This window comes from Consotaella aegiceratis (assembly GCF_036541425.1).
In the GTDB taxonomy this organism is placed as follows: domain Bacteria; phylum Pseudomonadota; class Alphaproteobacteria; order Rhizobiales; family Rhizobiaceae; genus Consotaella; species Consotaella aegiceratis.
Genome location: NZ_JAZHFT010000040.1, coordinates 1 through 23,088, shown reverse-complemented (window position 1 = coordinate 23,088; position 23,088 = coordinate 1). Strand labels below are relative to the sequence as shown.

Sequence of the window (23,088 nt, the reverse complement as noted above, 5' to 3'; positions counted from 1 at the left end):
CTCCCTTGGACTCGATACGAGCGGATGCCTGGCGGGCGGGAGCGTCCGCCAGGCATGGCGTCGTCAGAAGAAGCCGAGCTTCTTCGGACTGTAGCTGACCAGAAGGTTCTTGGTCTGCTGGTAGTGGTCGAGCATCATCGAATGGGTCTCGCGGCCGATGCCCGACTGCTTGTAGCCGCCAAAGGCGGCGTGCGCCGGATAGGCGTGGTAGCAGTTGGTCCAGACGCGGCCGGCCTGGATGTTGCGGCCGAAGTGATAGAGCCGGTTGGCGTCGCGGCTCCAGACGCCCGAGCCGAGGCCGTAGAGCGTGTCGTTGGCGATCGACAGCGCCTCGTCCTCGTCCTTGAACGTGGTGACGGAAACGACGGGGCCGAAGATCTCCTCCTGGAAGATCCGCATCTTGTTGTTGCCCTGGAACACGGTGGGCTTGATGTAGTAGCCGCCCTCCAGGTCGCCGCCGAGATTGTTGCGCTCGCCGCCGAGAAGCAGCTTGGCGCCTTCCTGCTTGCCGATGTCGAAATAGGAGAGGATCTTCTCCATCTGTTCGTTCGACGCCTGCGCGCCGATCATCGTCGAGGGATCGAGCGGGTGACCCTGCTTGATCGCCTTCACGCGCTCCAGCGCGCGCTCCATGAAGCGATCGTAGATCGATTCCTGGATCAGGGCGCGCGACGGGCAGGTGCAGACCTCGCCCTGGTTGAGGGCGAACATCACGAAGCCTTCGATCGCCTTGTCGAAGAAGTCGTCGTCCTCGGCCAGCACGTCCTCGAAGAAGATATTCGGCGACTTGCCGCCCAGCTCCAGCGTGACGGGGATGAGGTTCTGGCTGGCATATTGCATGATCAGCCGGCCGGTCGTCGTCTCGCCGGTGAAGGCGATCTTGGCGATGCGGTTCGACGAGGCGAGCGGCTTGCCGGCTTCCAGGCCGAAACCGTTGACGACGTTGATGGCGCCCGGCGGCAGCAGGTCGCCGATGAGGTCCATCAGGAGCATGATGGAGGCCGGCGTCTGCTCGGCCGGCTTCAGCACCACGCAGTTGCCGGCGGCGAGCGCCGGAGCGAGCTTCCACACCGCCATCAGGATCGGGAAGTTCCACGGGATGATCTGGCCGACCACGCCGAGCGGCTCGTGGAAGTGATAGGCGATGGTGTCGTGATCGATCTCCGACAGCGTGCCTTCCTGCGCCCGTACGCAGCTGGCGAAATAGCGGAAGTGGTCGATCGCCAGCGGCAGATCGGCCGCCGTCGTCTCGCGGATCGGCTTGCCGTTGTCCCAGGTTTCCGCCGTCGCCAGCAGCTCCAGGTTCTCTTCCATCCGGTCGGCGATCTTGTTGAGGAGAAAGGCGCGCTGGGCGACGTTGGTCTTGCCCCAGGCGTCCTTGGCCGCGTGCGCCGCGTCGAGCGCCAGCTCGATGTCGCTGGCGTCGGAGCGGGCGACCTTGCAGATCACCTGGCCGGTGATCGGCGTGACATTGTCGAAATAGCGCCCGGCCTGCGGGGCCACCCATTTGCCGCCGATGAAATTCTCGTATTGCTCGGCGAAGGGCGATTTGGCCTGCGCGAGCTTGTCAATCTGCATCTGGTTCATGCGGTCCTCCCGAAATCGTTGGATCCAGATCCGCCGCCTCCCTGCGGCCTTACGCCCTAATAGTCTGATTTCGTTGGGGGCCTGTCAGCCGTCGCCGGCAGAACAAGAGCGCAACCTGTCGCAGAATTGCGACAGGTTGCCGCAGTATCTTTGCGCGAGTGGAGCACACTGGCTCCGGCCAAGTGGTCGGAACCCAGGCGGCCGAGCTTGCGGTGGAAGGTGGCGCGCGAAACGCCGAGGCTGCGTGCGGCGGCCGAGACGTTGCCGCGGGCCCGGGCGAGCGCGCGGGCCAGCACGCCGCGTTCGGCCTCGTCGAGGGTTTCGGCCGCTGCGATGCCGAGCAGATCGGAAGCCGGAATGGGGTTTCGCACGAGGTCGGCAGACAAATCGAGCGCCTGGCGCGCACTGTAGGTGGCGCCGATGACGAGATCGTCGGCGTCGATCGCGACCAGCGCCCCGGCAGTACGGTCTTCGCCCGGCACCAAGGTGATTCGCGCGTGTGGAAACGCCAGACGGAAGACCTCCGCGTCGATCCTCCGGGCGGTTTCGGCCACGGTGAGCGCGATCAGCCGGGCGACGCTTTCGGTGAAGTCGGAGCGGCAGGACGAGACGTCGAGCACGCCCGCAAGCCGGCCTTCGTGGTCGTGCAGCGGCGCCGCCATGCAGCCGAGCGCAACGTTGCGCGACAGATAGTGCTGGTCGCGGTGGATGGTGACCGGCCGATGCTCGATCAGGCAGGTGCCGATGCCGTTGGTGCCTTCCTCGGCCTCGCTCCAGACTGCGCCCGGCCACAGGCCCCACTCCTCGAAGGTGCGGTCGTCACCCGGCATGCCGCGCCGCTCCACCGGCACGCCGTGGCGATCGGCCAGCAGCACGCAGCACCCCATGCCGCCGACCGCCTGGAACAGATGGTCGAGGCTCGGCGCCGCGGCGCGAGCCAGCGGCCCCATTTCGTCCCGCAGGTCACGAAGCGCGACCTCGGTCAGCCGCTTGGGCGGGCTCTTGCTGTCGGGATCGAGGCCATGCAGGCGAGCCGACCGGCTCCATGACGCGACGAGCGGCGAGCGCGCCGCTCCGTCTGCCGCGATCGCCGTCTCGATTAAAGCGGAATGGTCCAGGCAATCGCTCGCCACGGTTCCGTCTCCTCCCGTCCCAGTGCACGGCTTTGGGCGCCGTTTCGCTGGCCGAGCCGATCTCCTCCATCATGCCCGGCGGGAGTATTGTAGCGGCAGAAGCGGCGTTCGAAAATCCTGAATGTCCCGCAAGAGTTTCACGATCGTTCGATCGCGCCGCCTGCTTTGGTTGCTGTCAGGGGAATATCGACCATCCAAAGACGTATCGAGGCTGGATGCCGCCGTTGGCGAGCCTGCCAATTCCTTTGATATCACATAGGAACCCCTATATGACTATTGTAGTCACATTGGAGAATTCTCATGCGTGAAATCCAGCTTCGGGACGCCAAGGCATCGCTTTCGGCCGTCGTCGATAACGCCGTAAGAGGCGAACCGGCGGTCATCACACGCCACGGCCGGAAGGCTGCCGTTTTGGTATCCTGGGAGGAATGGGAGAAGCTGTCCACGATCCCCAGTTTCGGGCGTCTCCTGATGGCTTCCGGACTTCTTGATGGCGACCTGCCGGAGCGCAGCAATCAATCACTTCGCGATTTCGAGCCCTGACGTGTATCTGGCCGATACCGACATCTTGTCGGCCATCTCGCCGACCGCAAAAGTGTCCGTCACCGATTTGGCCAACTGGATGGATGCGGCCTCGCCGCAGCTGTTCTTGTCGGTGGTCACCGTCGCCGAAGTCCGCAACGGCATCGAGAAGAACGAACGCCAGGGAGCGATCCGCAAGGCCGCCGCGCTCCGCGAATGGTGGGCGACCGTCGAGCACCTGTACGCCAAACGAATCCTGCCGTTCGACCTCGGCGCGGCCCATATCGCCGGCGTCTTGTCAGATCGTGCCAGAGGCGCCGGTTTCGATCCCGGCTTTGCGGATGTGGTGATCGCTGCGACCGCCGAGGCGCACGGCTTGACGGTCCTGACGCGAAACACGCGGGACTTCGAACCGTTGGGCGTATCCTTCCTCAATCCCTATGAAGGTCTGCCGCCGCTTCAATCCGGCTGAACGAGCTTACGGCAATCAACTTCAGTATCCCTCGCCCCCCTGGCTCGCGCCGGCCGCGGTCACCATGGCGACGCCTGCGCTGGCGCCGATGCGGGTAGCGCCGGCTTCGATCATCGCCTTGGCGTCCTCGAAGGTGCGCACGCCGCCCGAGGCCTTGACGCCCATCGCGGGCCCGACGACGCGGCGCATCAGAGCGATGTCGGCGACGGTGGCGCCGCCGGTCGAGAATCCGGTGGAGGTCTTGACGAAATCGGCGCCCGCCTGCTGGGCCAGTCGGCAGGCTGTTTCTTTCTCGGCGTTGGTGAGCAGGCACGTCTCGATGATCACCTTGAGCAGGGCCGGGCCGCAGGCTTCCTTCACGGCGGCGATATCGACCTTTACCGCATCGGTGTCGCCGGCCTTCAGCAGGCCGACGGCGATCACCATGTCGATCTCCTCGGCGCCGTCGGCGACGGCCTGCCGGGTTTCCGCCGCCTTGGAGGCCGCCGGCGTGGCGCCGAGCGGGAAGCCGACCACCGAGCAGGTCTTGACGCCCGTTCCCTTCAGTTGCCCGGCCACCAGCGAAACATAGATCGGGTTGACGCAGACCGAACAGAAGCGGTGCTGGATCGCCTCCGCGCAGAGCGTGCGCACCTGGTCGGGCGTCGCCTCGGGCTTCAACAGCGTGTGGTCGATCAGGCCGGCGAGATCGGCCGGCGATGCGATCGTGATCGGTTCGGGCATTGGGAGTTCTCCTCCTGACAGAGAGCAAGGCGATCCTGCCCGCTTCCTATACGAAAACGCGGCCGCGTGAGGAGATCCCGCGGCCGCATTTCTTGAGGCGTTGCCGGTATCGCCCGCTGGCGAGCCGGCAGCGGCACCGATCAGTCGTAGAGAACCGCGGCGATCTCGGGATCGTCGATGTTCGTCTTGTCGTACCAGTAGAAGCCGGTGTCGATGGTCTTCTCGACCGTTTCGCCCTTGGCCGCGGCGATCGCGGCCTTGACCGTCTCGTAGCCGATGCCGATCGGGTTCTGAGTGATGGCCCCGGCCATCAGCCCGTCGCGGATCGCCTGCTTCTGCGCGGCGCCCGAATCGTAGCCGACCACCACGACGTCGCTCTTGCCCATTTCGCGAACGCCGTTGATGACGCCGATGGCCGAGCCTTCGTTCGCGCCGAAGATGCCCTTGAGATCGGGATTGCCCTGCAGGATCGACTTGGTCAGCTCGGTCGATTCGAGCTGGTCGCCGCCGCCGTACTGGACGGTCACGACCTCGATGTTGGGATGGGCGTCCTTGATGCGGTTGACGAAGCCGTCGCGGCGGTCGATGCCGGTGCGGCTGGTCTGGTCGTGCACGACGACCGCGACCTGGCCCTCGTCGCCGATCAGTTCGGCCATCTTGTCGGCGGCGAGCGCCGCGGCGGCGATGTTGTCGGTCGACGCCGTGGCCACCGGAATGTCGCTGTCGACGCCGGAGTCGAAGGCGATGACCGGAATGCCCTCGTCCTGGGCCTGCTTGAGCAGCGGGATGGCGGCCTGGCTGTCGAGCGCGGCGAAGCCGATCGCATCGGGGTGCTTGGCGAGCGCGGCCGACAACATGTCGATCTGGCGGTCGACCTGGCTTTCGTCGTCCGGGCCCTCGAAGGTGACTTCGACGCCGAATTCCTTGGCCGCCTTGTCCGCGCCCATCTTCACGGCCTGCCAGAACTGGTGCTGGAAGCCCTTGGAGATCAGCGGAATATACATGGCGTCCTGGGCCGAGGCATGGGCGCCCGAGGCCAGGAGAGCCGTGGCGCAGATGGCGCCGAACAGGGTGCGTCTTGAGATCATGGTTTCCTCCGGTTCTGATGGTTGACGCTTCAAGTCTCTGGTCGGGGGCGTGGGATCGCCCTCTTCTTGATCGGGCTCAGCCCGCCTTGCGGCGGCGCATCATGTCGGCGTAGACGGCAAGAATGATGATCGCGCCGGTGACGACGGTCTGCCATTCCTGCGCCACCGACAGGATGCGCAGTCCGTTGGTGAGAACCGCCATGATGAGCGCGCCGATGAGCGTGCCGAGGATGGTGCCGCGCCCCCCCGACAGCGACGTGCCGCCGATCACCACGGCGGCGATCGCTTCCAGTTCGTAGCCCTGGCCGAGAGCGGGCTGGGCGGAGTTGAGGCGCGAGGCGATCAACAGCCCGGCGATGCCGCAGATGCCGCCCGCGAGCGAATAGATCGCCATCTTCCAGGCATCGACGTTGACGCCGGACAGCCGCACCGACTCCTCGTTGGAGCCGAGCGCGAAGGTGTAGCGGCCGAGCACCGTGCGATCGAGGATGTAGCTTACCGCGAAGGCCGTCAGGAACAGGATCAGCACGCCGTTGGGCACCGGCAGGCCCGGCACGATCATCTCGATCAGCGAGCCGCGCGAAATCTCGGTGAAGCCGGGCGTGTCGTTGAAATAGATCGGCCGCGTGCCGGAGATCACCAGCGATCCGCCCTTCAGCATCAGCATCATGCCGAGCGTGGCGATGAAGGGCGGGATCTTCATCTTGGCGACGAAGAAGCCGGAGGTCAGCCCGCACAACGCGCCGGTGCCGATCGAGGCGATGATGCCCAAGGGCAGCGGCAGACCCCAATAGGTCAGCACCACGCCGGTGATGACGGCGCAGAACGTCATCATCGTGCCGACCGACAGGTCGATGCCGCCGGTGATGATGACCAGCGTGACGCCGATCGCCAGCACGCCGTTCACCGCCGTGGCCTGCAGGATGGCGATGATGTTGGCCATCTGCATGAAGTTCGGCGAGGCCAGCGAAAAACCGATCAGCAACAGCACGAGGCTGGCGAAGGCGAGCAGCTTCTGATGGGCGCCGCGGCTGATCAGGCGTGCTCCGAAACCCTGGTGCGGCGCTTCGACGGTGGTCATGCGTGTGCTCCCGCAACTTCCATGGCACTCTCGCGCAGCGTCGCGAGATGCATGATTTCTTCCTGGCTGGTTTGCGATCCGCCCGGCAGGATGCCGGTCAGCCGGCCCTCGCACATCACGGCGATGCGGTGGCTGAGCCGCAGCACCTCCGGCAGTTCCGAGGAGATGACGATGATGGCGCGCCCCTGCGCGGCGAGGCTGTTCAACAGCTTGTGGATCTCCGCCTTGGCGCCGACGTCGATGCCGCGCGTCGGCTCGTCGAAGATCAGGATCTCGCAATCGCGAAGCAGCCACTTGGCGACCACGACCTTCTGCTGGTTGCCGCCCGACAAGAGCCGCACTTCCTGGCGGTCCGAGGGCGTGCGGATGCCGAGGATATCGATGTAGCGCAGCGCCGCCTCCCGCATGCCCTTCTCGTCGAGCTGGCCGACGCGATTGGTGAAACGGTCGAGGCTCGCCATCGCTACGTTGGCGCGCAGATCCATGCCGACGGCCAGGCCGAAATGCTTGCGGTCCTCCGACAGATAGCCGATTCCGGCGGCGACCGCGTCGGACGGGCTGCGGATCATGCAGCGCTGGCCGTTGATGTAGATCTCGCCGGCTTCGATCGGGTCGGCGCCGAAGATCGCCCGTGCTACCTCCGTACGCCCGGCCCCCATCAGGCCGGCGAAGCCGAGGATTTCGCCCTTCTTCACCGAGAAGCTGACGTCGCGGATTTCGCGGCCGCGCGTCAGGCCGCGCACCTCCAACGCGGTCTCGGCGCCGGAAAGATCGGGGATCGAGGCCGTTTCGTCGGACAGTGCGCGTCCCACCATCATCGAGATGATCTGGGCGATCGGCGTATCGGCTGCCGGTACCGTGCCGACCGTCTCGCCGTCGCGCATCACCGTCACCCGGTCGGCGATGCGCTTCAGCTCGTCCATCTTGTGGGAGATGTAGATGATGCCGACGCCCTCGGCCCGCAGCCGGTGGATGATGACGAACAGCTCCTCGATTTCGGCATCGTTGAGCGCCGCCGTCGGTTCGTCCATGACCAGCACGCGCGACTTGAAGGACAAGGCCTTGGCGATCTCGACCATCTGCTGCTTGGCGATGGTCAGGCGCTCCACCTTGGTACGCGGATCGAGCTTGAGGTTCATCGAGGCGAAGATCTCGGACGCCTGCCGGTTCAGCGCCGCCTCGTCGAGCCGGCCGAAGCGCAGTCGCGGCTCGCGCCCGATGAAGATGTTCTGTGCCACCGTCAGATCGTTCATCAGGGAGAGCTCCTGATGGATGATCGAGATGCCGAGGTCCTGCGCGGCGCGCGGTCCTTCGACCTCCACCGCCTTGCCGTCGACCAGGATCTCGCCGGCATCCTTCGTGTAGACGCCCGACAGGATCTTCATCAGGGTGGACTTGCCGGCGCCGTTTTCGCCCATCAGGGCGTGCACTTCACCGGACAGAAGCTCGAGATGGACGTTCTTGAGGGCATGGACGCCCGGAAACGTCTTCTCGATGCCGGTCATCTGGACGAGCGCGGTCATGACGCGCGCTCCGGTCGGCGGCTCGCTCCGGCCTGGTCCTGAAGCGCGACGACCCGCTTATCGACGTCGTCGCAGCGGATCTTGCTTTCCATCATGACAGCGTTTCCTCCCTGGCCACCACGAATACTCGGATCGAATTATATATCTTTCAGTTTTATTATTATCTCTGCTGATAAGGTTGCAAAATTACATGACGAGATTCGACGGCGCATCCGAACAGGGCTCGGCCACACGCGGTGCTTAAACCTTCATCATGGTGCAAAAACTTGCAAACAACGGCACATCCTCCCTTGCCGTTTCAAGTTAGTCGGCAGGCTAACCGCCTTTGACCGTGGAATCAACCACCATTGTCGATAGGCGATGATTAAAACTGCAAACTTCTGATGATTACGATTGACCGCGCGTGACCGCTCGCGCTAGCATTCTATCATGTTGAAGGAGGATCGGTTTCAAGCAATTCTGGAATATATCGACGGGAAGACCGCTGTTTCCTATCGAGAAATTCTAGCGATTGTCGATGTCTCGGCCGCCACGCTTCGTCGCGACGTCGCGGAGCTGGAGGAGGGCGGTCTGCTGCGCCGTGTGCGCGGCGGCGTCGCGCCCGTCGTCCAGCCGGGCTATAAGCCGCTGCAATCCTATTTCTTCCGCAGCGAGCAGCTGCGCAACATGCAGGCCAAGGACGCCATTGCCGGAGAGGCGCTCTCCCTGTGCGAGGCGCCCGATACTGTCATCCTGTTTTCCGGAACCACGGTCGCCCGTTTTGCCGAGCGGCTGCCGCGCTCGGGATTGACCATCCTGACCAATTCGCTGCCGGTCGCCAACGTGATGGCGCAGAGCGCGAACCGCACCTTCATCACCTGCGGCGAGGTGCTGCCCGAACAGGGCGTCATTCTCAGCCCGTTGGCCGAGAACCCGTTTCATCCGCACCTGGCGGCGAGCACCATCTTCATCGGCTGCCACGCCGTGAGCCAGGCCGGCATTCTCGAAGACGACCCGGTTCCGATCCAGGTGTTCCGATCGCTGCGCAAGCAGGCGCGCCGGCTCGTCGTGCTCGCCGACAGCTCGAAATTCCTCGAGGGGCGCAGCCTGGTCCTTTGCCCGCTCTCCGAGGTCGACGTCTTCGTGACCGACGACGGAATTTCCGACGAATCCCACCGGATGCTGATCGATGCAGGCGTGACCGTCCTGGTCGCGCCGCGTCGTCTCGGCCGGGCGCCGGAAGACGATCCGTCGCGAACCGCCGGCCGCGAGGTCGATGCGGGCGGCACGCCACCACGATTCGCTCTCAACCGATCGGCAACGCCATGACCCAGAGCCAGACCGCAGTCCGCGAGGAAATGATCGAGACCTGCCGCCGGATGAACGCCGCCGGCCTCAACAACGGTTCGGCAGGCAATCTCAGCGTGCGGACCGACGAGGGTTTCCTCATCACGCCCTCAGGCATTTCCTATGACCGGCTGATGCCCGAGCAGATCGTCGAGATGGACCTCGAAGGCCGCTATTACGGAGACTTCATCCCGTCGTCCGAATGGCGGTTCCATTACGACATCCTGCGCGCGCGCGCCGACATCGACGTGGTGCTGCACAGCCACGCGCTGCATTGTGCCATTCTCGCCTGCTGCCGGCTCGACATTCCGGCGATCCACTACATGGTCGGCGTCGGCGGCGGCTCGGTGATCGAGTGCTCCGACTATGCGACCTTCGGAACCCAGGCCCTGTCGGAGGCGGCGTTGAAGGCGCTCGGACCGCGCAAGGCATGCCTGCTCGCCAACCATGGCGTGATCGCCCTCGGCAAGACCATGGAAAAGACCTTCGGCGTGCTGGAGGAGGTCGAGAACCTCGCTCGAATCTATATCGGCACGCGCACGCTCGGCGGCGGCGTCATCCTCGGCGAGGCGGACATGGCCGTGGTGCTGCAGCGCTTCCAGACCTACGGCAAGCAGCCGAACGAGATTGATCCTGCGATCACCGAACGCATCGAGCCGCCGGTCTATGGCGGCGCGCGCCTTTCCTAACCAGTCGGCCGCGGGAAGAGCGGCAGTAGAAATCGCAATGTGGGGGATGTCATGAACAGCGTGTTTTCGAAGAACCCGCCGAAGGTGGGGATTCGCCCGACCATCGACGGGCGGCGGCAGGGTGTGCGCGAAAGCCTGGAAGAGCAGACCATGGGCATGGCGCGTGCCGTGGCCGAGCTGATCTCTTCGACGCTGCGCCATCCAACCGGCGAGGCGGTGGAATGCGTGATCGCCGACACCACGATCGGCGGCGTCACCGAGGCCGCAGCCTGCGCCGAAAAATTCCGGCGCGAGAATGTCGGCGTGTCGCTGACGGTGACGCCGTGCTGGTGCTACGGCTCGGAGACCATGGACATGGACCCGACGCTGCCCAAGGCGGTATGGGGCTTCAACGGCACCGAGCGGCCGGGCGCCGTCTATCTGGCCGCCGTGCTGTCGGCCTATGCCCAAAAGGGACTGCCGGCCTTCGGCATCTACGGCAGCGAGGTACAGGACGCCGGCGACGGATCGATTCCGGCCGACGTCGCCGACAAGATCCTGCGCTTTGCGCGCGCCGGTCTCGCGGTCGCCACCATGCGCGGCAAGGCGTATCTGGCGATCGGCGGCACCTCGATGGGTATCGCCGGATCGATGGTCGATCCGGACTTCTTCGAGAAGTATCTCGGCATGCGCTCCGAAAGCGTCGACATGAGCGAGGTGCAGCGCCGCCTGCAGCTGTCGATCTTCGATCCCGACGAATACGAGACTGCGCTGGCCTGGACCAAGGCGAACTGCAAGGAAGGCCGCGACGTCAACCCGCCGGAGCGTCGGGCGAGCGCGGAAAAGAAGGCCGAGGAATGGGAAATCAGCGTCAAGATGGCGCTGATCTGCCGCGACCTGATGATCGGCAATCCGCGCCTGGCCGAACTGGGCTGGGCCGAAGAGGCCGAAGGCCATCATGCGGTGGCCGGCGGTTTCCAGGGGCAGCGGCAGTGGACCGACTTCATGCCCAACGGCGACTTCATGGAGACCATGCTCAACACTTCTTTCGACTGGAACGGGCCGCGCCAGCCGCTGATCATGGCCACCGAGAACGACTGCCTGAACGGCGTCGGCATGCTGCTCGGCAACCTGCTCACCGGCCGCGCCCAGATCTTTTCCGACGTGCGCACCTACTGGAGCGCCGAGGCGATCGAGCGCGTCAGCGGCTGGAAGCCGGAAGGAGCGGCGGCCGGCGGCATCATCCACCTGATCAATTCCGGCGCCACCTGCCTGGACGGCTCCGGCGAGATGACGGTCGACGGCAAGCCGGTGATCAAGCCGTTCTGGGAGGTGACCGAGGAGGACCAGAAAGCCTGTCTCGAAGCCACCCGCTTCTGTGCCGCCAATCTCGGCTACTTCCGTGGCGGCGGCTTCTCCACCGACTTCACCACCAAGGGCGGCATGCCGGTGACGATGATCCGGCTCAACCTCGTCGATCGGCTGGGGCCGGTGCTCCAGATCGCCGAGGGCGAGACGGTGGCGCTGCCGGACAAGGTGCACGACACGCTCGACCTTCGCACCGACCCGAGCTGGCCGACCACTTGGTTCGTGCCGCGCCTGACCGGGGAGGGGCCCTTCGTCTCGGTCTATAACGTGATGGACGCCTGGGGCGCCAACCACGGTGCGATCTCCTACGGCCATATCGGCGCCGACGTGATCACGCTCGCCTCGATGCTGCGCATCCCGGTGGCGATGCACAATGTCGAGCCGGCGCGCCTCTTCCGGCCGCGCACCTGGGGCCTGTTCGGCTCCAACACCGAGGGCGCGGACTTCCGCGCCTGCGAGGCCTTCGGTCCGCTCTACGGCTGAAGCGGTCATCCGAAATGCCAGCCGCAGGCGGCGAATGCCGTTCGCCGCCTGCGGAGCCCTGTGCCCTACGCCACCGGCGGCCCCTGCGCCGAAAGGTCCCAGCGCGGATTCTGGAACCCCGTTTCAGGCAGCGATAAAACCCGTTTCGGATCTCGAAGAGGTCTTCTTGGCGTAACCCCATGACCCCGGCGATGTCCAAAGGGGCTCGGTTGCTCGCTTCCGATGCCGATGCGGCTGCGGTCGGCGCCAAGCCATCATCAACCGCAAAGGATGGGGACGATGTCGTTTCGTCTGTGTTTTCCGAAGATCAACATCAGCGGGCCCGGTTCGGTCGCCGACGTGCCGGCCGAACTGGCGGCGCGGGGGCTGAAAAGGCCGTTGATCGTCACCGACAAGGTGCTCGCCGAGATCGGCTTGGTGGCGCCGCTGGTCGACGCCATGAAGGCCGAGGGGATCGAGGCGGTCGTCTATGACGGCGTCATTCCCAACCCGACCGTGCCGGTCGTCGAGGAGGCCTATGCGATGCTGCGCGGCAACGCCTGCGACTGCATCGTCGGCGTCGGCGGCGGCAGCCCGATCGACACCGCCAAGGCGGTGCGCATCCTGTCGGCCAATCCCGGCCCGATCACGCTCTACGAGGGCGTCGGCAAGGTGGAGAAGGAGGGCCTGTTCCTCGTCGCCGTCAACACCACCGCCGGCACCGCCGCCGAGGTGACCTCCAACGCGGTGATCACCGATCCGGTCGCCCAGGTGAAGATGGTCATCATCGACGCCAAGATCATTCCCGACATTTCGGTCAACGACCCGGAGATGATGACCGGCATCCCCGCCCCGGTCACGGCGGCGACCGGCATGGACGCGCTGACCCACGCCATCGAGGCCTATGTCGCCAAGGGCGCCCACGTGCTGACCGATCACGCCGCGCTGGAGGCGATCCGGCTGATCTCGAAATACCTGCCGCGCGCCGTCGCCGACGGCAAGGACCTGGAAGCGCGCGAGATGCTGGCCTACGGCCAGTTCATCGCCGGGCTGGCCTTCAACAGCGCCGGCCTCGGCCTGGTGCATGCGATGGCGCACCAGCCGGGCGCGGTGAAGGACCTGCCGCACGGCGTCTGCAATGCCATCCTGATGCCGGTGGTCGAGGAGTTCAACCGACCCTACGCCGTGGAGCGCTTCGCCCGGATCGCCGAGGCGATGGGCGTCGACACCGCCAACATGAACACCGAGCAGGCGTCCAAGGCGGCGGTTGAGGCGATCCGCGAACTGGCGGTGAAGGTCGGGATCCCCAAGGGCTTCTCCGAGTTGGGCGTCACCGAGGAGGATTTCCCGCTCTGGGTGGAGAAGGCGCAGAAGGACCCGTGCGCGCCCGGCAATCCGGTCGCCGCCACCGACGAACAGATCCTGGCGCTCTATCGCCAGGCGCTTTAAGCTCGATCCCGCCCGCCCGGTTCGCCCGGGCGGGCGGTTCATCCAGGGGAGGACTCAATCATGCTGCGTGGCATCTCGCCGCTTCTGTCGCCGGATCTGCTCGCGGTCCTGAGCCGCATGGGCCATGGCGACGATCTCGTGCTCACCGACGCCCACTTTCCGGCCGACGCGATGAACGCCCGCGTGATCCGCGCCGACGGGCTGATGGTCGATGCGCTGCTCGACGCCATCCTGCCGCTGTGGGAACTCGACAGCTACGTGGCGAGCCCGGTCACGATGATGGCGGCCGCCGAGGGCGACGAGCTGGACCAGCAAGTGCTCGCCCGCTTTCGCTCGGCGATCGAACGCCACCACCCGCAGACCTCGCCCACCGAATTCATCGGCCGCTTCGACTTCTACGACCGCACGCGGGCGGCCTTCGCCGTGGTGATCACCGGCGAAACCGCGAAATACGCCAACGTCATCATCAAGAAGGGCGTGATTCTGGCCAACTGAGCCCCGGAACGCCGCCATCGGTCCTTGGGAGGGGACGCCATGACGGACATCACGCGATGCGCCGCCGTCGATCTGGGCGCCGGCAGCGGCCGCGTCATTCTTGCCGAGCTCACGGGCGGCCGCCTGTCGCTGACCGAACTGCACCGCTTCGACACGCCCCACCGCCATGATGCCGACAGCGGCCACGAGATCTGGGATGTCGACGCCATTGAGGCCGAAATCCGCATCGGCCTCGCCGAGGCCCGGGCGCGGGGGGCCCTCGACAGCGTCGGGGTCGACAGCTGGGGCGTCGACTTCGTGCTGCTCGACGAACGCCGCGAGCGGGTCGCGCCGGCGGTTTGCTACCGCGATCACCGCACCGACGGCATCATGGACGACGTGTTCCAAAGGATGCCCGCCGACGAGATCTACCGGCGCACCGGCATCCAGTTCCTGCCGCTGAACACGCTCTATCAGCTGGCGGCGACCGCGCGCGACCACCCGGACTGGCTGGCCAAGGCGCGTCACCTCCTGATGATGCCCGACTACTTCCACTTCCGCCTGAGCGGCGAGATCGCCAACGAGGCGACGATCGGCAGCACCACGCAGCTCTTCGACCTTGCCACCGGCGCATGGGACCCCGGCCTGTTGGCGCTCGCCGGCATCGACGGCCGCATGGTGCGGCGTCCCGTGCCGGCCGGAACGCCGCTCGGCTGGCTGCGCACCGAAGACGGAGCGAGCGATACGAGGGTGATCGCGCCCGCGAGCCACGATACCGCCGCGGCGGTGGCGGCCGCGCCGCTCGCCGGGCCGGACGAGGCCGTCATCAGCTCGGGCACCTGGTCGCTGATGGGGATCGAAAGTCCGGTGCCCTACGCCGACGCCACGGCGCGCCGGCTCAACATCTCCAACGAGGGCGGCGCGGCCGGCCGCACAAGGGTGCTGAAGAACCTCATGGGCTTGTGGATCGTCCAGCGCCTGCGCGAGGAGAACGGCTGTCCGCCCCATGACGCGCTGGTGGAGGCCGCCGCCGCCGCGCCGGCCTGGCGCAGCCTGATCGATCCGGACCATCCGCGCTTCCTCAATCCCGCCTCGATGAGCGCCGCGATCGAGGCCGCGTGCGCGGAAACCGGCGAGCCGAAGCCGCGCGACCTCGCCGGCACCGTGCGCTGCGCCTTCGACAGCCTGGCGCTTGACTATCGCCGCGTGAAGGAGGAGCTGGAGACGCTGCGCGGCCAGCCGCTGAAGGCGATCCGCATCGTCGGCGGCGGCAGCCGCAACGCGCTGCTCAACCAGCTCTGCGCCGACGCGTGCCAGGTGCCGGTGAGCGCCGGCCCGGTCGAGACCTCGGCCCTGGGCAACGCCTGCCTCCAGATGATGGCGCTCGGCCGCTTCGCCTCCCTCGAAGACATCCGCACCACCGTCCGCCGCTCCTTCCCCGTCACCGACGTCACGCCGGGCGCGCCGGTACCCGACGCGGTATGGCGGCGGTTTTGCGCGATCGTGGAGACGCCGGCGGGTTAGCGGACCATTCTGCGAACGTGTGTCTCTATCTCACGCAGTATTTTGGTACGTGCCGGTCCATCGCCGGCAGCACCCTCTTGATTCACGACGCCATGCAGGGCGTTGAAGAGAAAGATGGCAGTGAAAGACGGGTCCGTCAGCGACCACGCGCCCTGGCGGGTTCCGCCCGTGAGCAATTCTGCCAGATGGTCGATCAGGAGGTTGCGCGTCAGTCCCTCGCGAGGTGGCAGGGGAGCAGCGGCAAAGATCATAGCGTGGAGGCGGCTGGAGTCCAGATAGCCGACGGCGCAGGTATTCGCCCACGCCGCAAGCTTGCCATGCCAGTCGTCGTTCGGTCGCTTGCTCAGGTCCGCCTCGATCCGGTCTAGCATCCCTTGGACGAAGCGGGACCGCAGCGCTTCGACAACATCGGCTTTCGAGGAAAAATGGAGATAGAAGGCTCCCTTGGAGACGCTCGCCCCTGCGGTGATGTCTTCGATCGTGGTTTGCTCGACTCCCTTCTCCAGGAACAGTCGCTCGGCCGATCTCATCAGGTCGTCGCGCCGTTCCTCGGCCGGTTTGGTTCTTGGCCTCCCGGCCGGGGTGGATGCCATCGGAACAGTCCGCTCTACTGGCGGCGCTGCGGCTCGGAGCGATGCAGGTAGCCCGCGAACACGTCTCGCATCGCCGTGCTTTCGATCTCGGGCAGGAGCCGGCCCGCTTCGCCGCGATGATAGCCGCTGTGCGTCACCACATGAGCCAACATTTCCTCGCGCGACATGCGCCCGCGTGCCCCATCCGTGAACGTGAAATCCAGGATCTCTTCCAGCTCTTCTGGACTGACCTTCGACACATAGTCCAGATACCACCGATCCGTCTCTAACATGGCGGGCGCCAAGTCGGTCAGCGCCGGAGCCTCTTTTTCCCAACTTACCGTAAAGGCGTGCTCCTGCTTCTGAAGGTTGGCGGCGAAAATCCGGTCCACGATATGCGCATGGTTGAGAACGCGGAGAGCCGATCCGATACGATCCGACGCCTCGCCCTCGGGGACGGAGGCCAAGGTTTCCAGCAACTCGCGATCCACGCTGGCCTTGTATCGGAACAGAGACGTCAAAAGGGTTTGGGCAGTCATATCGGGCTCCTAGGCGAACGGTAGAGATGGATAGCCTTATATTATTGACTGACCGTCAGTCAATAATGAGCCAAAAAGTCTCACCGAACGTTTGGATGTAAAGGACTTCACAGGCCCCGCCTCGTATCGATGCCGCGGCTTTCCCCAAAATCTGACCGAAAAACTGCCCACTTCCCATCACCCATGTCCAATCCAAGGCTGGATAGCGGTTCCCCAAACGATCCTCGGGAATCAGACGTCCGCTTCCAGCGCCACCGGCCGCAGCTCCTCGTCCAGCGCCACCATTTCCTCCAGCGTGGTGCCCACTTCGAGCCGGGGCGGCGTGAGGCGCAGGGCTTCGTGCGGCACGTCGGTGACCATGGCGATGGCCTCGGCCAGCGGCAGGCCGACATGGGTGACGGCGTTGGCGAGTCCGGTCAGCTGGTCGACATGGGCGCCGGCGAGCGAGCCTTCGGCGTTGACCAGCTTGCCGCCGCGCACCTCGATGCGCCGGCCGTAGAGCTCGAAATGATCCGGGCCGCCGACGGTCGCCATGGCGTCGGAGACCATGAATAGGCGCCGGGCCGTGGGCCGCGCCCGCCATGCCAGCGCCACCATGTCCCAGCTCACGTGATGGCCGTCGACGATGATGCCGACATAGGCGTCGCTGTTGATCGCGGCGGCCGCGATGCCGGGCTCGCGCGAGGTCATCTGCGGCATGGCGTTGTAGAGATGGGTGAAGCAGCGCGCGCCCGCCTCCAGTCCGACGCGCGCCTCGTCGGCCGTTGCCATCGAATGGCCGGCCGAGACGACCACGCCGAGATCGGCGATCCTTTCGATCCACGCCGCGCCGACGATCTCGGGCGCGAGCGTCAGCAGCACGGGGATGCCGGCGGCGCGCAGGCGTTCGAGCACCGCGAAGGTGCGCTCGTCCATCGGCCGGATGTGCGCGGCCTCATGCGTGCCCTTGCGGATCGGGTTGATGTGCGGCCCTTCGATATGGATGCCGAGTAGCCCCTCCAGGCCCCAGGCGGCGAGCATGGCGTCCGCGACCGCCTCCATCCGCTCGGCCGCGTCGGTGATCAGCGTCGGCATCACCCAGCCGGTGCCGAGCCCGCGCTGCGCGGCAACGATCGCGGCGATGCCGTCGACCGTCGGCTGCGAATTGAGCATGACGCCGCCGCTGCCGTTGACCTGCAAATCGGTGCAGGCGGGCATCAGGACGTGCGGGCGAAGATCGGGCGTCTCTCCCGGCTTCAGCGGCCGGATCGCCGCGATGGCGCGTCCCGACAACTCGACCGCCAGGCCGTCCTGCAGGGCGCCGTCGATCCAGACCTGGGTGGGGGCGAGCAGGCGGTTCATCGTAATCATCTCCGGGTCGGACCAGCGCTTGGGAGGGGCTGTGGCGCGAGACATAACGCCCGGTGCCGCCAGGAGGAAAGGACAATTTCGCGGGGGCGGCCGAGCGCCGCCGCCATCACGGCGCCGCCGGTCCCTCGTCGAGATCGAGCCTGACCCAGGGATGGCGATGCTCTTCATACACGCTCTTGGAGGGAACGAGCCCCTCCTGGTCGTCGAAGGCACCGAAGGCGACGGCGACGAGACCCGGACGGAAGCCTGGAAACCAGAACAGGGTCGTCCCGCACTGGGGGCAGAAATGAAAGGCCACGGCCTTTCCGCTGCTGCCGATGCGTTCGAAGACCTTGGATTCGCCCGTCGTCTCGACGGTCTCGGCCGGATAGAAGACGGCGGTGCCGAAACTCGATCCGGTTCGACGCTGGCAGGCCCGGCAATGACAGACGGAGATGAGCATCGGCTCGCCCTCCGCAATGACCGAAAGCGAGCCGCAGGAGCAGGCTGCACGTCTTGTCATGGGCTTCCCTCCAGGTGGTGACTTGGATGATGCGGCGGCCTCGGGTGTTTTCAAAGCCCGGACGGCATGCGCGATGGCCTTGCGCGGCCCCCGCGCCGCAGAAGAAGATTTCTCCGACGATAGCAGAATTGTCCAGCTATCCAGCCGGTTTGACCCTACCACCGGAGGAGGCGCCGCGTTAGCCTGTCGATCATGGAGCGCGGCCTATAAAAGCCTGGAAGGCCGCCGCGCACGGGGAGGCATTCGGATATGCGGGCAGCGGTCGACAAATTCGTCGTCGGCTTGGATTTCGGCACCGACAGCGTACGCGCCGTGCTGATGCGGGTCGATACGGGCGAGGAGGTCGCGACCTCCGTCGAGGCCTACGAGCGGTGGGCGCGCCAACAGTGGTGCGAGCCGACGCGCCAGCAGTTTCGCCAGCATCCGCTCGACCATGTCGAGGCGATGACGCGCGCCGTGCGCGGCCTGTTCAAGGACGGCCGCCAGGCGCCGGAAAAGGTCGTCGGCATCGGCGTCGACACGACAGGATCGTCACCCCTTCCGGTGGACGCCAGGGGCCAGCCGCTCGCCTTCTCCGAGGAGTTCGCCGACGATCCGAACGCGCTCTGCATCCTGTGGAAGGACCACACCTCGGTCGCCGAGGCCGAGGAGATCAACGCGCTCGCCCATTCGCCCAATATGCGCGATTACACGCGCTATGTCGGCGGCATCTATTCGTCGGAATGGTTCTGGGCGAAGATCCTCCACACCTATCGCCAGAGCCCCAAGGTGCAGGCGGCCGCGGCCTCCTGGGTCGAGTTCTGCGACTGGATCCCCGCGCTGCTCACCGGCGTTTCCCGCGCCCAAGACATCGTGCGCGGCGCCTGCGCGGCGGGTCACAAGGCGCTGTGGCATCCGGATTTCGGCGGCCTGCCGCCTAAGGAGTTCTTCGCCGCGCTGGACGAGCGGCTGCTGTCGCTGCCGCATCCCCTGTTCGGCGATCCGGTGACCAGCGATCATGCGGCCGGCCGTCTCAGCCCGGAATGGGCGGAAAAGCTCGGCCTCAGCCCACGCGTCACCGTCGCGGTCGGCGCCTTCGACTGCCATTTCGGCGCGGTCGGCGGCGGCGTGACGCCCTACACCTTCACCCGCGTCATCGGCACGTCGACCTGCGACATTCTGATCGCGCCGCCGAACGAGGTCGGCGATACGGTGGTCGAGGGCATCTGCGGCCAGGTGCCGGGCAGCGTTCTGCCGGGCTTCATCGGCTTCGAGGCCGGCCAGTCGTCCTTCGGCGACGCCTATGCCTGGTTCGCCAATCTCTTGAACTGGGGCACCGAATCGGCGGCCGATCGCGGCAGCGTGCTCGGCAAGCTGGAGCAGGCGGCGAGCGCGCTGCCGCCCGGCGGCCACGGCGAGCGCGCGCTCGACTGGCTGAACGGCCGGCGCACGCCCGATGCCAACCAGCGCCTGCGCGCTATGCTGGCAGGTCTGCATCTGGGCTCCACCGCGCCGTCGATCTATCGCGCGCTGGTCGAGGCCACCGCCTTTGGCGGCCGCGCCATCGTCGATCGCTTCGAGGCCGAGGGCATCCCGGTCAAACAGGTCATGGCGCTGGGCGGCATTCCGCAGAAGTCGAAGCTGGTCATGCAGGTCTCCGCCGACGTGCTCAACCGGCCGATCGCGGTGGTCGAATCCTCGGAGTGCTGCGCGCGCGGCGCCGGCATCTTCGCGGCCGCCGCGGCGGGCGAATACCGCTCGGTGCTGGAGGCGCAGGAGGCGATGAAGAGCGACGTGCTGATCGAGTTCCAGCCGAACCCGCAGGCCGCCGCCGCCTACGAGGCGATCTATCAGGACTATCTGGCGATGGGCGCCTTCGAGACCGAGCGCGCCGGCAAGGCGGCCAAGGCCGACGTGCCCAGGCGCTCGGGCCGGCCGGAGCAGGTCTGAGCCCCGATTGCAGGAAGGAGAGCGGCCATGCTGTTGGAAAAGCTGCGCGAGGAGGTCTGCGAGGCCAATCTGGAGCTCGACCGGCGCGGCATCGTCATCCTCACCTGGGGCAATGTCAGCGGCATCGACCGCCAATCCGGCCTCGTCGTCATCAAGCCGTCGGGCGTCGCCTATGGCGATCTGACGCCGGACAAGATGGTGGTGGTCGATCTCGACAACACGATCGTCGAGGGCGAGCTGAATCCCTCCACCGACACCGCCACCCACACCGTGCTCTACAAGGCGTTTCCGAGCGTCGGCGGCGTCGCCCACACCCATTCGATGAACGCGGTGGCCTGGGCCCAGGCGCGCCGCGCCATCCCCTGCTACGGCACGACGCACGCCGACCACTGCTTCGGCCCGGTGCCGTGCACGCCGCCCTTGAGCGAGGCTCAGGTCGGCGAGGCCTACGAGGACGAGACCGGCCAGCAGATCGTGCGTCAGATGGGCAACGAGGACCCGCTGGCCAAGCCGATGATGCTGGTCGCCGGCCACGGCCCCTTCACCTGGGGCAAGTCCGCCACCGACGCCGTCACCAACGCCGTGGTTCTGGAGGAAGTCGCCCGGATGGCGAGCGCCACGCTGGCGCTCGACCCGAACGCGCCGCCGCTGGAAGACTACGTGCTGCGCTATCACTACGAACGCAAACACGGCCCCAACGCCTGGTACGGCCAGAAGAAGGCGTAGGGCGAGGGCCAACGAGGAGGACAGGACATGACCACTGAAACGGGCGCGGCCAAGGCCGGCCGCAAGCCGGTGATCGGGCTGCTCGGCATCATGCAGGAGCTCTACGACGAGATGCTGCCCGGCATCACCGAGCGGCAGGAGGGCTATGCCCGCCAGATCTGCAAGCGCCTCGACGGCGTCGCCGAGATGCGCTTTCCGGGCGCCGCGAGAAACCGCTCCGACATCGAGCACATCGTCTCGAATTTCCAGGCCGAGGGCGTCGACGCCATTCTCATCGTCATGCTGACCTACGGGCCGGGCCTGCGCCTGGTCAACGCGCTGCGCGACCTGTCGCTGCCGCTGATGCTCGCCAACGTCCAGCCCGAGCCCGAGGTCACCACCGCCTGGGACATGGGCGATCTTACCTACAACCAGGGCGTCCACGGCGCGCAGGACACGGCGAACACGCTGAACCGGCTCGGCAAGCGCTTCTCTGTCTTCTCCGGCGACTGGCGCTCCGATTCCTTCATCGAGGCGGTCCAGACCTTCGGCTGCGCCGCGCAGGCCAAGGCCACGTTGCGCAAGGCGCGCATCGCCGTGTTCGGCCAGATGCCGGGCATGGGCGACATCCTGACCGACAGCCACGCCTTCATGCGCACGCTCGGCGTCCAGGTCGAGCATTGGGGCATGGGCACCATCGTCTCGGCCATCGAGAAGGCGCCGAAGCAGGCGGTCGACGCCGTCATCGCGCAATGCCGCAAGGATTTCGAGATCGATCCGAAGATCACGCAAGAGCAATTCGAGGAGGCAGCCCGCATCGAGGTCGGCCTGCGTTCGGTCCTGGAGGAGGGCGGCTTCGACGGCTTCTCGCTCTACTTCAACCAGATCGGCTTCGACGGCCGCTTCAAGCAGATCCACATGATGGCGGCCTCCAACCTCATGGCCGAGGGCTATGGCTACGCGGCGGAGGGCGACTCGACCTGCGCCAGCCTCATGGTGGCGGCGCGCGCCATCGCGCCCGACCCGCATTTCACTGAAATGTACGCTATGGATTTCGCCCGCGACGCGGTGCTGCAGAGCCATATGGGCGAGGGCAACTGGAAGGTTGCGCGCAAGGACAAGCCGGTCAAGCTGATCGACCGGCCGCTCGGCATCGGCGGGCTCTCCAATCCGCCGACGGTGCTGTTCATGGCCGAGCCGGGGCCCGCGACGCTGGTCAGCCTGGTGCCGCTCGTCGGCGAAAAGTACCGGCTCGTGGTGGCCCAGGGCGAAGTGCTCGACACCGAGGAACTGCCCACCGTCGAGATGCCCTATTTCTTCTTCAAGCCGGACACCGGCGTCACCGAGTGCCTGAACGGCTGGCTGGAGCAGGGCGGCACGCACCACCAGGTGCTGCACCTGGGCGACGTGCGCCCGCGCTGGAAGGCGTTCTGCAAATTCACCGGCATCGAATACGTCGAGGTCTGAGCCTCGGCCGGGCCGAGGCGATCTCATGCCCGAGAGTTACGTCGAGGTCTGACGATCCCGACGGCCGGCCGCCTCCCTCCTCCTCCCTGGGAGCGGCCGGCACCCTGCTCCTCCTGGCGGGCCGCAAGGCCCGCTTTTTTGTGGGTGTGGCGCCGTCCTCGGCCGCAGGCCGGAGAGCCCTGCCGAACGCCTGAGCCGCCTTTCTATAGTCGGACCGCAAGCACAGTCAGGGCACGGATGGGCCGGACGGAGATGGGCGGCTTTCGCGCACCGCAGGCGGGAAGCTGCGCTTCGGCTTCTGACCCCAACGAGCCATAGCCCCAAACAACCAAATCATTCAAAGCCGACGTTGTGAAAGTGATCTACGCCGATGTCATCGACGGTCTTCTTCCTCGAGGGCGGGCAGGTTTGGTTCCTCGCGCAATGCTCGGATGTATGCGGAGGTGCATGGCTGACCGATGATCGTCGGGTGCTCAAGCGGAATGACAGTGTTGTTTTCGAATGGAATCGTGACGGGAAGATCGATCTTGCACGACACCGAGGTGATAGCCTCGCCCAAACCCGTCACCCCGTCCAAGTAACGGCAACCCGTCTTGGCTTTTATCGTGTCCGGGAACACGATCC

Annotated in this window: 22 protein-coding genes; 11 read left to right on the top strand and 11 right to left on the bottom strand. The window is 66.1% G+C overall.

Features of this window, described 5'->3' with window-relative positions; all coding sequences use genetic code 11:
• Nucleotides 1-63: 63 nt before the first annotated feature.
• Entirely contained in the window at nucleotides 64-1,578 is a 1,515-nt protein-coding gene (gene adh / locus SMD10_RS20320) for an aldehyde dehydrogenase (RefSeq protein WP_432757285.1), read from the bottom strand.
• 65 nt (nucleotides 1,579-1,643) lie between these two features.
• On the bottom strand, nucleotides 1,644-2,720 hold the full coding sequence (locus SMD10_RS20315) for a GAF domain-containing protein (protein WP_331687565.1): 1,077 nt from the start codon (nucleotides 2,718-2,720) through the stop codon (nucleotides 1,644-1,646).
• A gap of 300 nt (nucleotides 2,721-3,020) precedes the next feature.
• On the opposite strand from SMD10_RS20315, the gene SMD10_RS20310 reads away from it, so the two are divergent.
• Nucleotides 3,021-3,263, top strand: a complete 243-nt coding sequence (locus SMD10_RS20310; RefSeq protein ID WP_331687564.1) for a type II toxin-antitoxin system Phd/YefM family antitoxin — start codon at nucleotides 3,021-3,023, stop codon at nucleotides 3,261-3,263.
• 1 nt (nucleotide 3,264) lies between these two features.
• The gene (locus SMD10_RS20305; RefSeq protein WP_331687563.1) at nucleotides 3,265-3,714 is read left to right on the top strand and encodes a type II toxin-antitoxin system VapC family toxin; all 450 of its coding nucleotides are present in this window, start codon (nucleotides 3,265-3,267) and stop codon (nucleotides 3,712-3,714) included.
• A gap of 21 nt (nucleotides 3,715-3,735) precedes the next feature.
• Here SMD10_RS20305 and deoC read toward each other — a convergent pair whose 3' ends face one another.
• The 4 genes from deoC to SMD10_RS20285 form a co-directional block, all read right to left on the bottom strand.
• Nucleotides 3,736-4,437: a deoxyribose-phosphate aldolase gene (gene deoC, locus SMD10_RS20300; RefSeq protein WP_331687562.1), complete on the bottom strand. Its 702-nt coding sequence runs from the start codon at nucleotides 4,435-4,437 to the stop codon at nucleotides 3,736-3,738.
• Between the two features lie 140 nt (nucleotides 4,438-4,577).
• Nucleotides 4,578-5,525, bottom strand: a complete 948-nt coding sequence (locus SMD10_RS20295) for an ABC transporter substrate-binding protein (RefSeq protein WP_331687561.1) — start codon at nucleotides 5,523-5,525, stop codon at nucleotides 4,578-4,580.
• 76 nt (nucleotides 5,526-5,601) lie between these two features.
• Nucleotides 5,602-6,606 (bottom strand): ABC transporter permease, encoded by a 1,005-nt coding sequence (locus SMD10_RS20290; protein ID WP_331687560.1) that lies wholly within the window; start codon nucleotides 6,604-6,606, stop codon nucleotides 5,602-5,604.
• On the bottom strand, nucleotides 6,603-8,129 hold the full coding sequence (locus tag SMD10_RS20285) for a sugar ABC transporter ATP-binding protein (RefSeq protein WP_331687559.1): 1,527 nt from the start codon (nucleotides 8,127-8,129) through the stop codon (nucleotides 6,603-6,605). Before SMD10_RS20285 ends, SMD10_RS20290 begins: the two co-directional genes overlap by 4 nt.
• 429 nt (nucleotides 8,130-8,558) lie before the next feature.
• On the opposite strand from SMD10_RS20285, the gene SMD10_RS20280 reads away from it, so the two are divergent.
• The 6 genes from SMD10_RS20280 (at nucleotide 8,559) to rhaB (ending at nucleotide 15,400) form a co-directional block, all read left to right on the top strand.
• On the top strand, nucleotides 8,559-9,437 hold the full coding sequence (locus tag SMD10_RS20280) for a DeoR/GlpR family DNA-binding transcription regulator (RefSeq protein WP_331687558.1): 879 nt from the start codon (nucleotides 8,559-8,561) through the stop codon (nucleotides 9,435-9,437).
• Complete coding sequence (locus SMD10_RS20275) at nucleotides 9,434-10,144, top strand: class II aldolase/adducin family protein (RefSeq protein ID WP_331687557.1); 711 nt, start codon at nucleotides 9,434-9,436, stop codon at nucleotides 10,142-10,144. The genes SMD10_RS20280 and SMD10_RS20275 overlap by 4 nt, the downstream gene beginning before the upstream one ends.
• 51 nt (nucleotides 10,145-10,195) lie before the next feature.
• Nucleotides 10,196-11,974 carry an L-fucose isomerase gene (locus tag SMD10_RS20270; protein WP_331687556.1) on the top strand — a complete coding sequence of 593 codons (1,779 nt, stop codon included), beginning with the start codon at nucleotides 10,196-10,198 and terminating at the stop codon, nucleotides 11,972-11,974.
• A gap of 279 nt (nucleotides 11,975-12,253) precedes the next feature.
• Nucleotides 12,254-13,402: an iron-containing alcohol dehydrogenase gene (locus SMD10_RS20265; protein ID WP_331687555.1), complete on the top strand. Its 1,149-nt coding sequence runs from the start codon at nucleotides 12,254-12,256 to the stop codon at nucleotides 13,400-13,402.
• Nucleotides 13,403-13,462: 60 nt separating this feature from the next.
• On the top strand, nucleotides 13,463-13,897 hold the full coding sequence (fucU, locus tag SMD10_RS20260) for an L-fucose mutarotase (protein ID WP_331687554.1): 435 nt from the start codon (nucleotides 13,463-13,465) through the stop codon (nucleotides 13,895-13,897).
• Nucleotides 13,898-13,936: 39 nt separating this feature from the next.
• Nucleotides 13,937-15,400, top strand: coding sequence for a rhamnulokinase (gene rhaB, locus SMD10_RS20255; protein ID WP_331687553.1), 1,464 nt, complete (start codon nucleotides 13,937-13,939; stop codon nucleotides 15,398-15,400).
• On the opposite strand, the gene SMD10_RS20250 is transcribed toward rhaB, so the two are convergent.
• The 4 genes from SMD10_RS20250 to SMD10_RS20235 form a co-directional block, all read right to left on the bottom strand.
• Nucleotides 15,397-15,993: a TetR/AcrR family transcriptional regulator gene (locus tag SMD10_RS20250; RefSeq protein WP_331687552.1), complete on the bottom strand. Its 597-nt coding sequence runs from the start codon at nucleotides 15,991-15,993 to the stop codon at nucleotides 15,397-15,399. The genes rhaB and SMD10_RS20250 overlap by 4 nt on opposite strands.
• 14 nt (nucleotides 15,994-16,007) lie before the next feature.
• Entirely contained in the window at nucleotides 16,008-16,511 is a 504-nt protein-coding gene (locus tag SMD10_RS20245) for a DinB family protein (RefSeq protein WP_331687551.1), read from the bottom strand.
• Nucleotides 16,512-16,742: 231 nt separating this feature from the next.
• Complete coding sequence (locus SMD10_RS20240; protein WP_331687550.1) at nucleotides 16,743-17,852, bottom strand: N-acetylglucosamine-6-phosphate deacetylase; 1,110 nt, start codon at nucleotides 17,850-17,852, stop codon at nucleotides 16,743-16,745.
• 115 nt (nucleotides 17,853-17,967) lie between these two features.
• Nucleotides 17,968-18,363, bottom strand: coding sequence for a GFA family protein (locus SMD10_RS20235; protein WP_331687549.1), 396 nt, complete (start codon nucleotides 18,361-18,363; stop codon nucleotides 17,968-17,970).
• A 249-nt stretch (nucleotides 18,364-18,612) separates the two neighbouring features.
• Between SMD10_RS20235 and SMD10_RS20230 the strand changes: the two genes are divergently transcribed.
• Genes SMD10_RS20230 through SMD10_RS20220 form a run of 3 tightly spaced genes read left to right on the top strand, consistent with a single transcriptional unit; the run spans nucleotide 18,613 to nucleotide 22,464 of the window.
• Nucleotides 18,613-20,292 (top strand): ribulokinase, encoded by a 1,680-nt coding sequence (locus tag SMD10_RS20230; RefSeq protein WP_331687548.1) that lies wholly within the window; start codon nucleotides 18,613-18,615, stop codon nucleotides 20,290-20,292.
• A gap of 27 nt (nucleotides 20,293-20,319) precedes the next feature.
• Complete coding sequence (gene araD / locus SMD10_RS20225; RefSeq protein ID WP_331687547.1) at nucleotides 20,320-21,018, top strand: L-ribulose-5-phosphate 4-epimerase AraD; 699 nt, start codon at nucleotides 20,320-20,322, stop codon at nucleotides 21,016-21,018.
• A 27-nt stretch (nucleotides 21,019-21,045) separates the two neighbouring features.
• A complete protein-coding gene (locus SMD10_RS20220; RefSeq protein WP_331687546.1) occupies nucleotides 21,046-22,464 on the top strand; it encodes an L-fucose/L-arabinose isomerase family protein in 1,419 nt (472 codons plus the stop codon).
• Between the two features lie 373 nt (nucleotides 22,465-22,837).
• Here SMD10_RS20220 and SMD10_RS20215 read toward each other — a convergent pair.
• Nucleotides 22,838-23,088: hypothetical protein (locus SMD10_RS20215; RefSeq protein ID WP_331687545.1), on the bottom strand; the 251-nt coding region annotated here is incomplete at its 5' end.

What these genes read in the sequence shown, in the direction of transcription:
- SMD10_RS20270 (WP_331687556.1), top strand. Translation starts at nt 10,196, where the DNA reads ATGAACAGCGTGTTTTCGAAGAACCCGCCGAAGGTGGGGATTCGCCCG.
- adh (WP_432757285.1), bottom strand. Translation starts at nt 1,578, where the DNA reads ATGCAGATTGACAAGCTCGCGCAGGCCAAATCGCCCTTCGCCGAGCAA.
- SMD10_RS20265 (WP_331687555.1), top strand. Translation starts at nt 12,254, where the DNA reads ATGTCGTTTCGTCTGTGTTTTCCGAAGATCAACATCAGCGGGCCCGGT.
- SMD10_RS20275 (WP_331687557.1), top strand. Translation starts at nt 9,434, where the DNA reads ATGACCCAGAGCCAGACCGCAGTCCGCGAGGAAATGATCGAGACCTGC.
- deoC (WP_331687562.1), bottom strand. Translation starts at nt 4,437, where the DNA reads ATGCCCGAACCGATCACGATCGCATCGCCGGCCGATCTCGCCGGCCTG.
- fucU (WP_331687554.1), top strand. Translation starts at nt 13,463, where the DNA reads ATGCTGCGTGGCATCTCGCCGCTTCTGTCGCCGGATCTGCTCGCGGTC.
- SMD10_RS20290 (WP_331687560.1), bottom strand. Translation starts at nt 6,606, where the DNA reads ATGACCACCGTCGAAGCGCCGCACCAGGGTTTCGGAGCACGCCTGATC.
- SMD10_RS20220 (WP_331687546.1), top strand. Translation starts at nt 21,046, where the DNA reads ATGACCACTGAAACGGGCGCGGCCAAGGCCGGCCGCAAGCCGGTGATC.
- SMD10_RS20285 (WP_331687559.1), bottom strand. Translation starts at nt 8,129, where the DNA reads ATGACCGCGCTCGTCCAGATGACCGGCATCGAGAAGACGTTTCCGGGC.
- araD (WP_331687547.1), top strand. Translation starts at nt 20,320, where the DNA reads ATGCTGTTGGAAAAGCTGCGCGAGGAGGTCTGCGAGGCCAATCTGGAG.
- rhaB (WP_331687553.1), top strand. Translation starts at nt 13,937, where the DNA reads ATGACGGACATCACGCGATGCGCCGCCGTCGATCTGGGCGCCGGCAGC.
- SMD10_RS20230 (WP_331687548.1), top strand. Translation starts at nt 18,613, where the DNA reads ATGCGGGCAGCGGTCGACAAATTCGTCGTCGGCTTGGATTTCGGCACC.
- SMD10_RS20310 (WP_331687564.1), top strand. Translation starts at nt 3,021, where the DNA reads ATGCGTGAAATCCAGCTTCGGGACGCCAAGGCATCGCTTTCGGCCGTC.
- SMD10_RS20295 (WP_331687561.1), bottom strand. Translation starts at nt 5,525, where the DNA reads ATGATCTCAAGACGCACCCTGTTCGGCGCCATCTGCGCCACGGCTCTC.
- SMD10_RS20235 (WP_331687549.1), bottom strand. Translation starts at nt 18,363, where the DNA reads ATGACAAGACGTGCAGCCTGCTCCTGCGGCTCGCTTTCGGTCATTGCG.
- SMD10_RS20250 (WP_331687552.1), bottom strand. Translation starts at nt 15,993, where the DNA reads ATGGCATCCACCCCGGCCGGGAGGCCAAGAACCAAACCGGCCGAGGAA.
- SMD10_RS20240 (WP_331687550.1), bottom strand. Translation starts at nt 17,852, where the DNA reads ATGAACCGCCTGCTCGCCCCCACCCAGGTCTGGATCGACGGCGCCCTG.
- SMD10_RS20245 (WP_331687551.1), bottom strand. Translation starts at nt 16,511, where the DNA reads ATGACTGCCCAAACCCTTTTGACGTCTCTGTTCCGATACAAGGCCAGC.
- SMD10_RS20280 (WP_331687558.1), top strand. Translation starts at nt 8,559, where the DNA reads ATGTTGAAGGAGGATCGGTTTCAAGCAATTCTGGAATATATCGACGGG.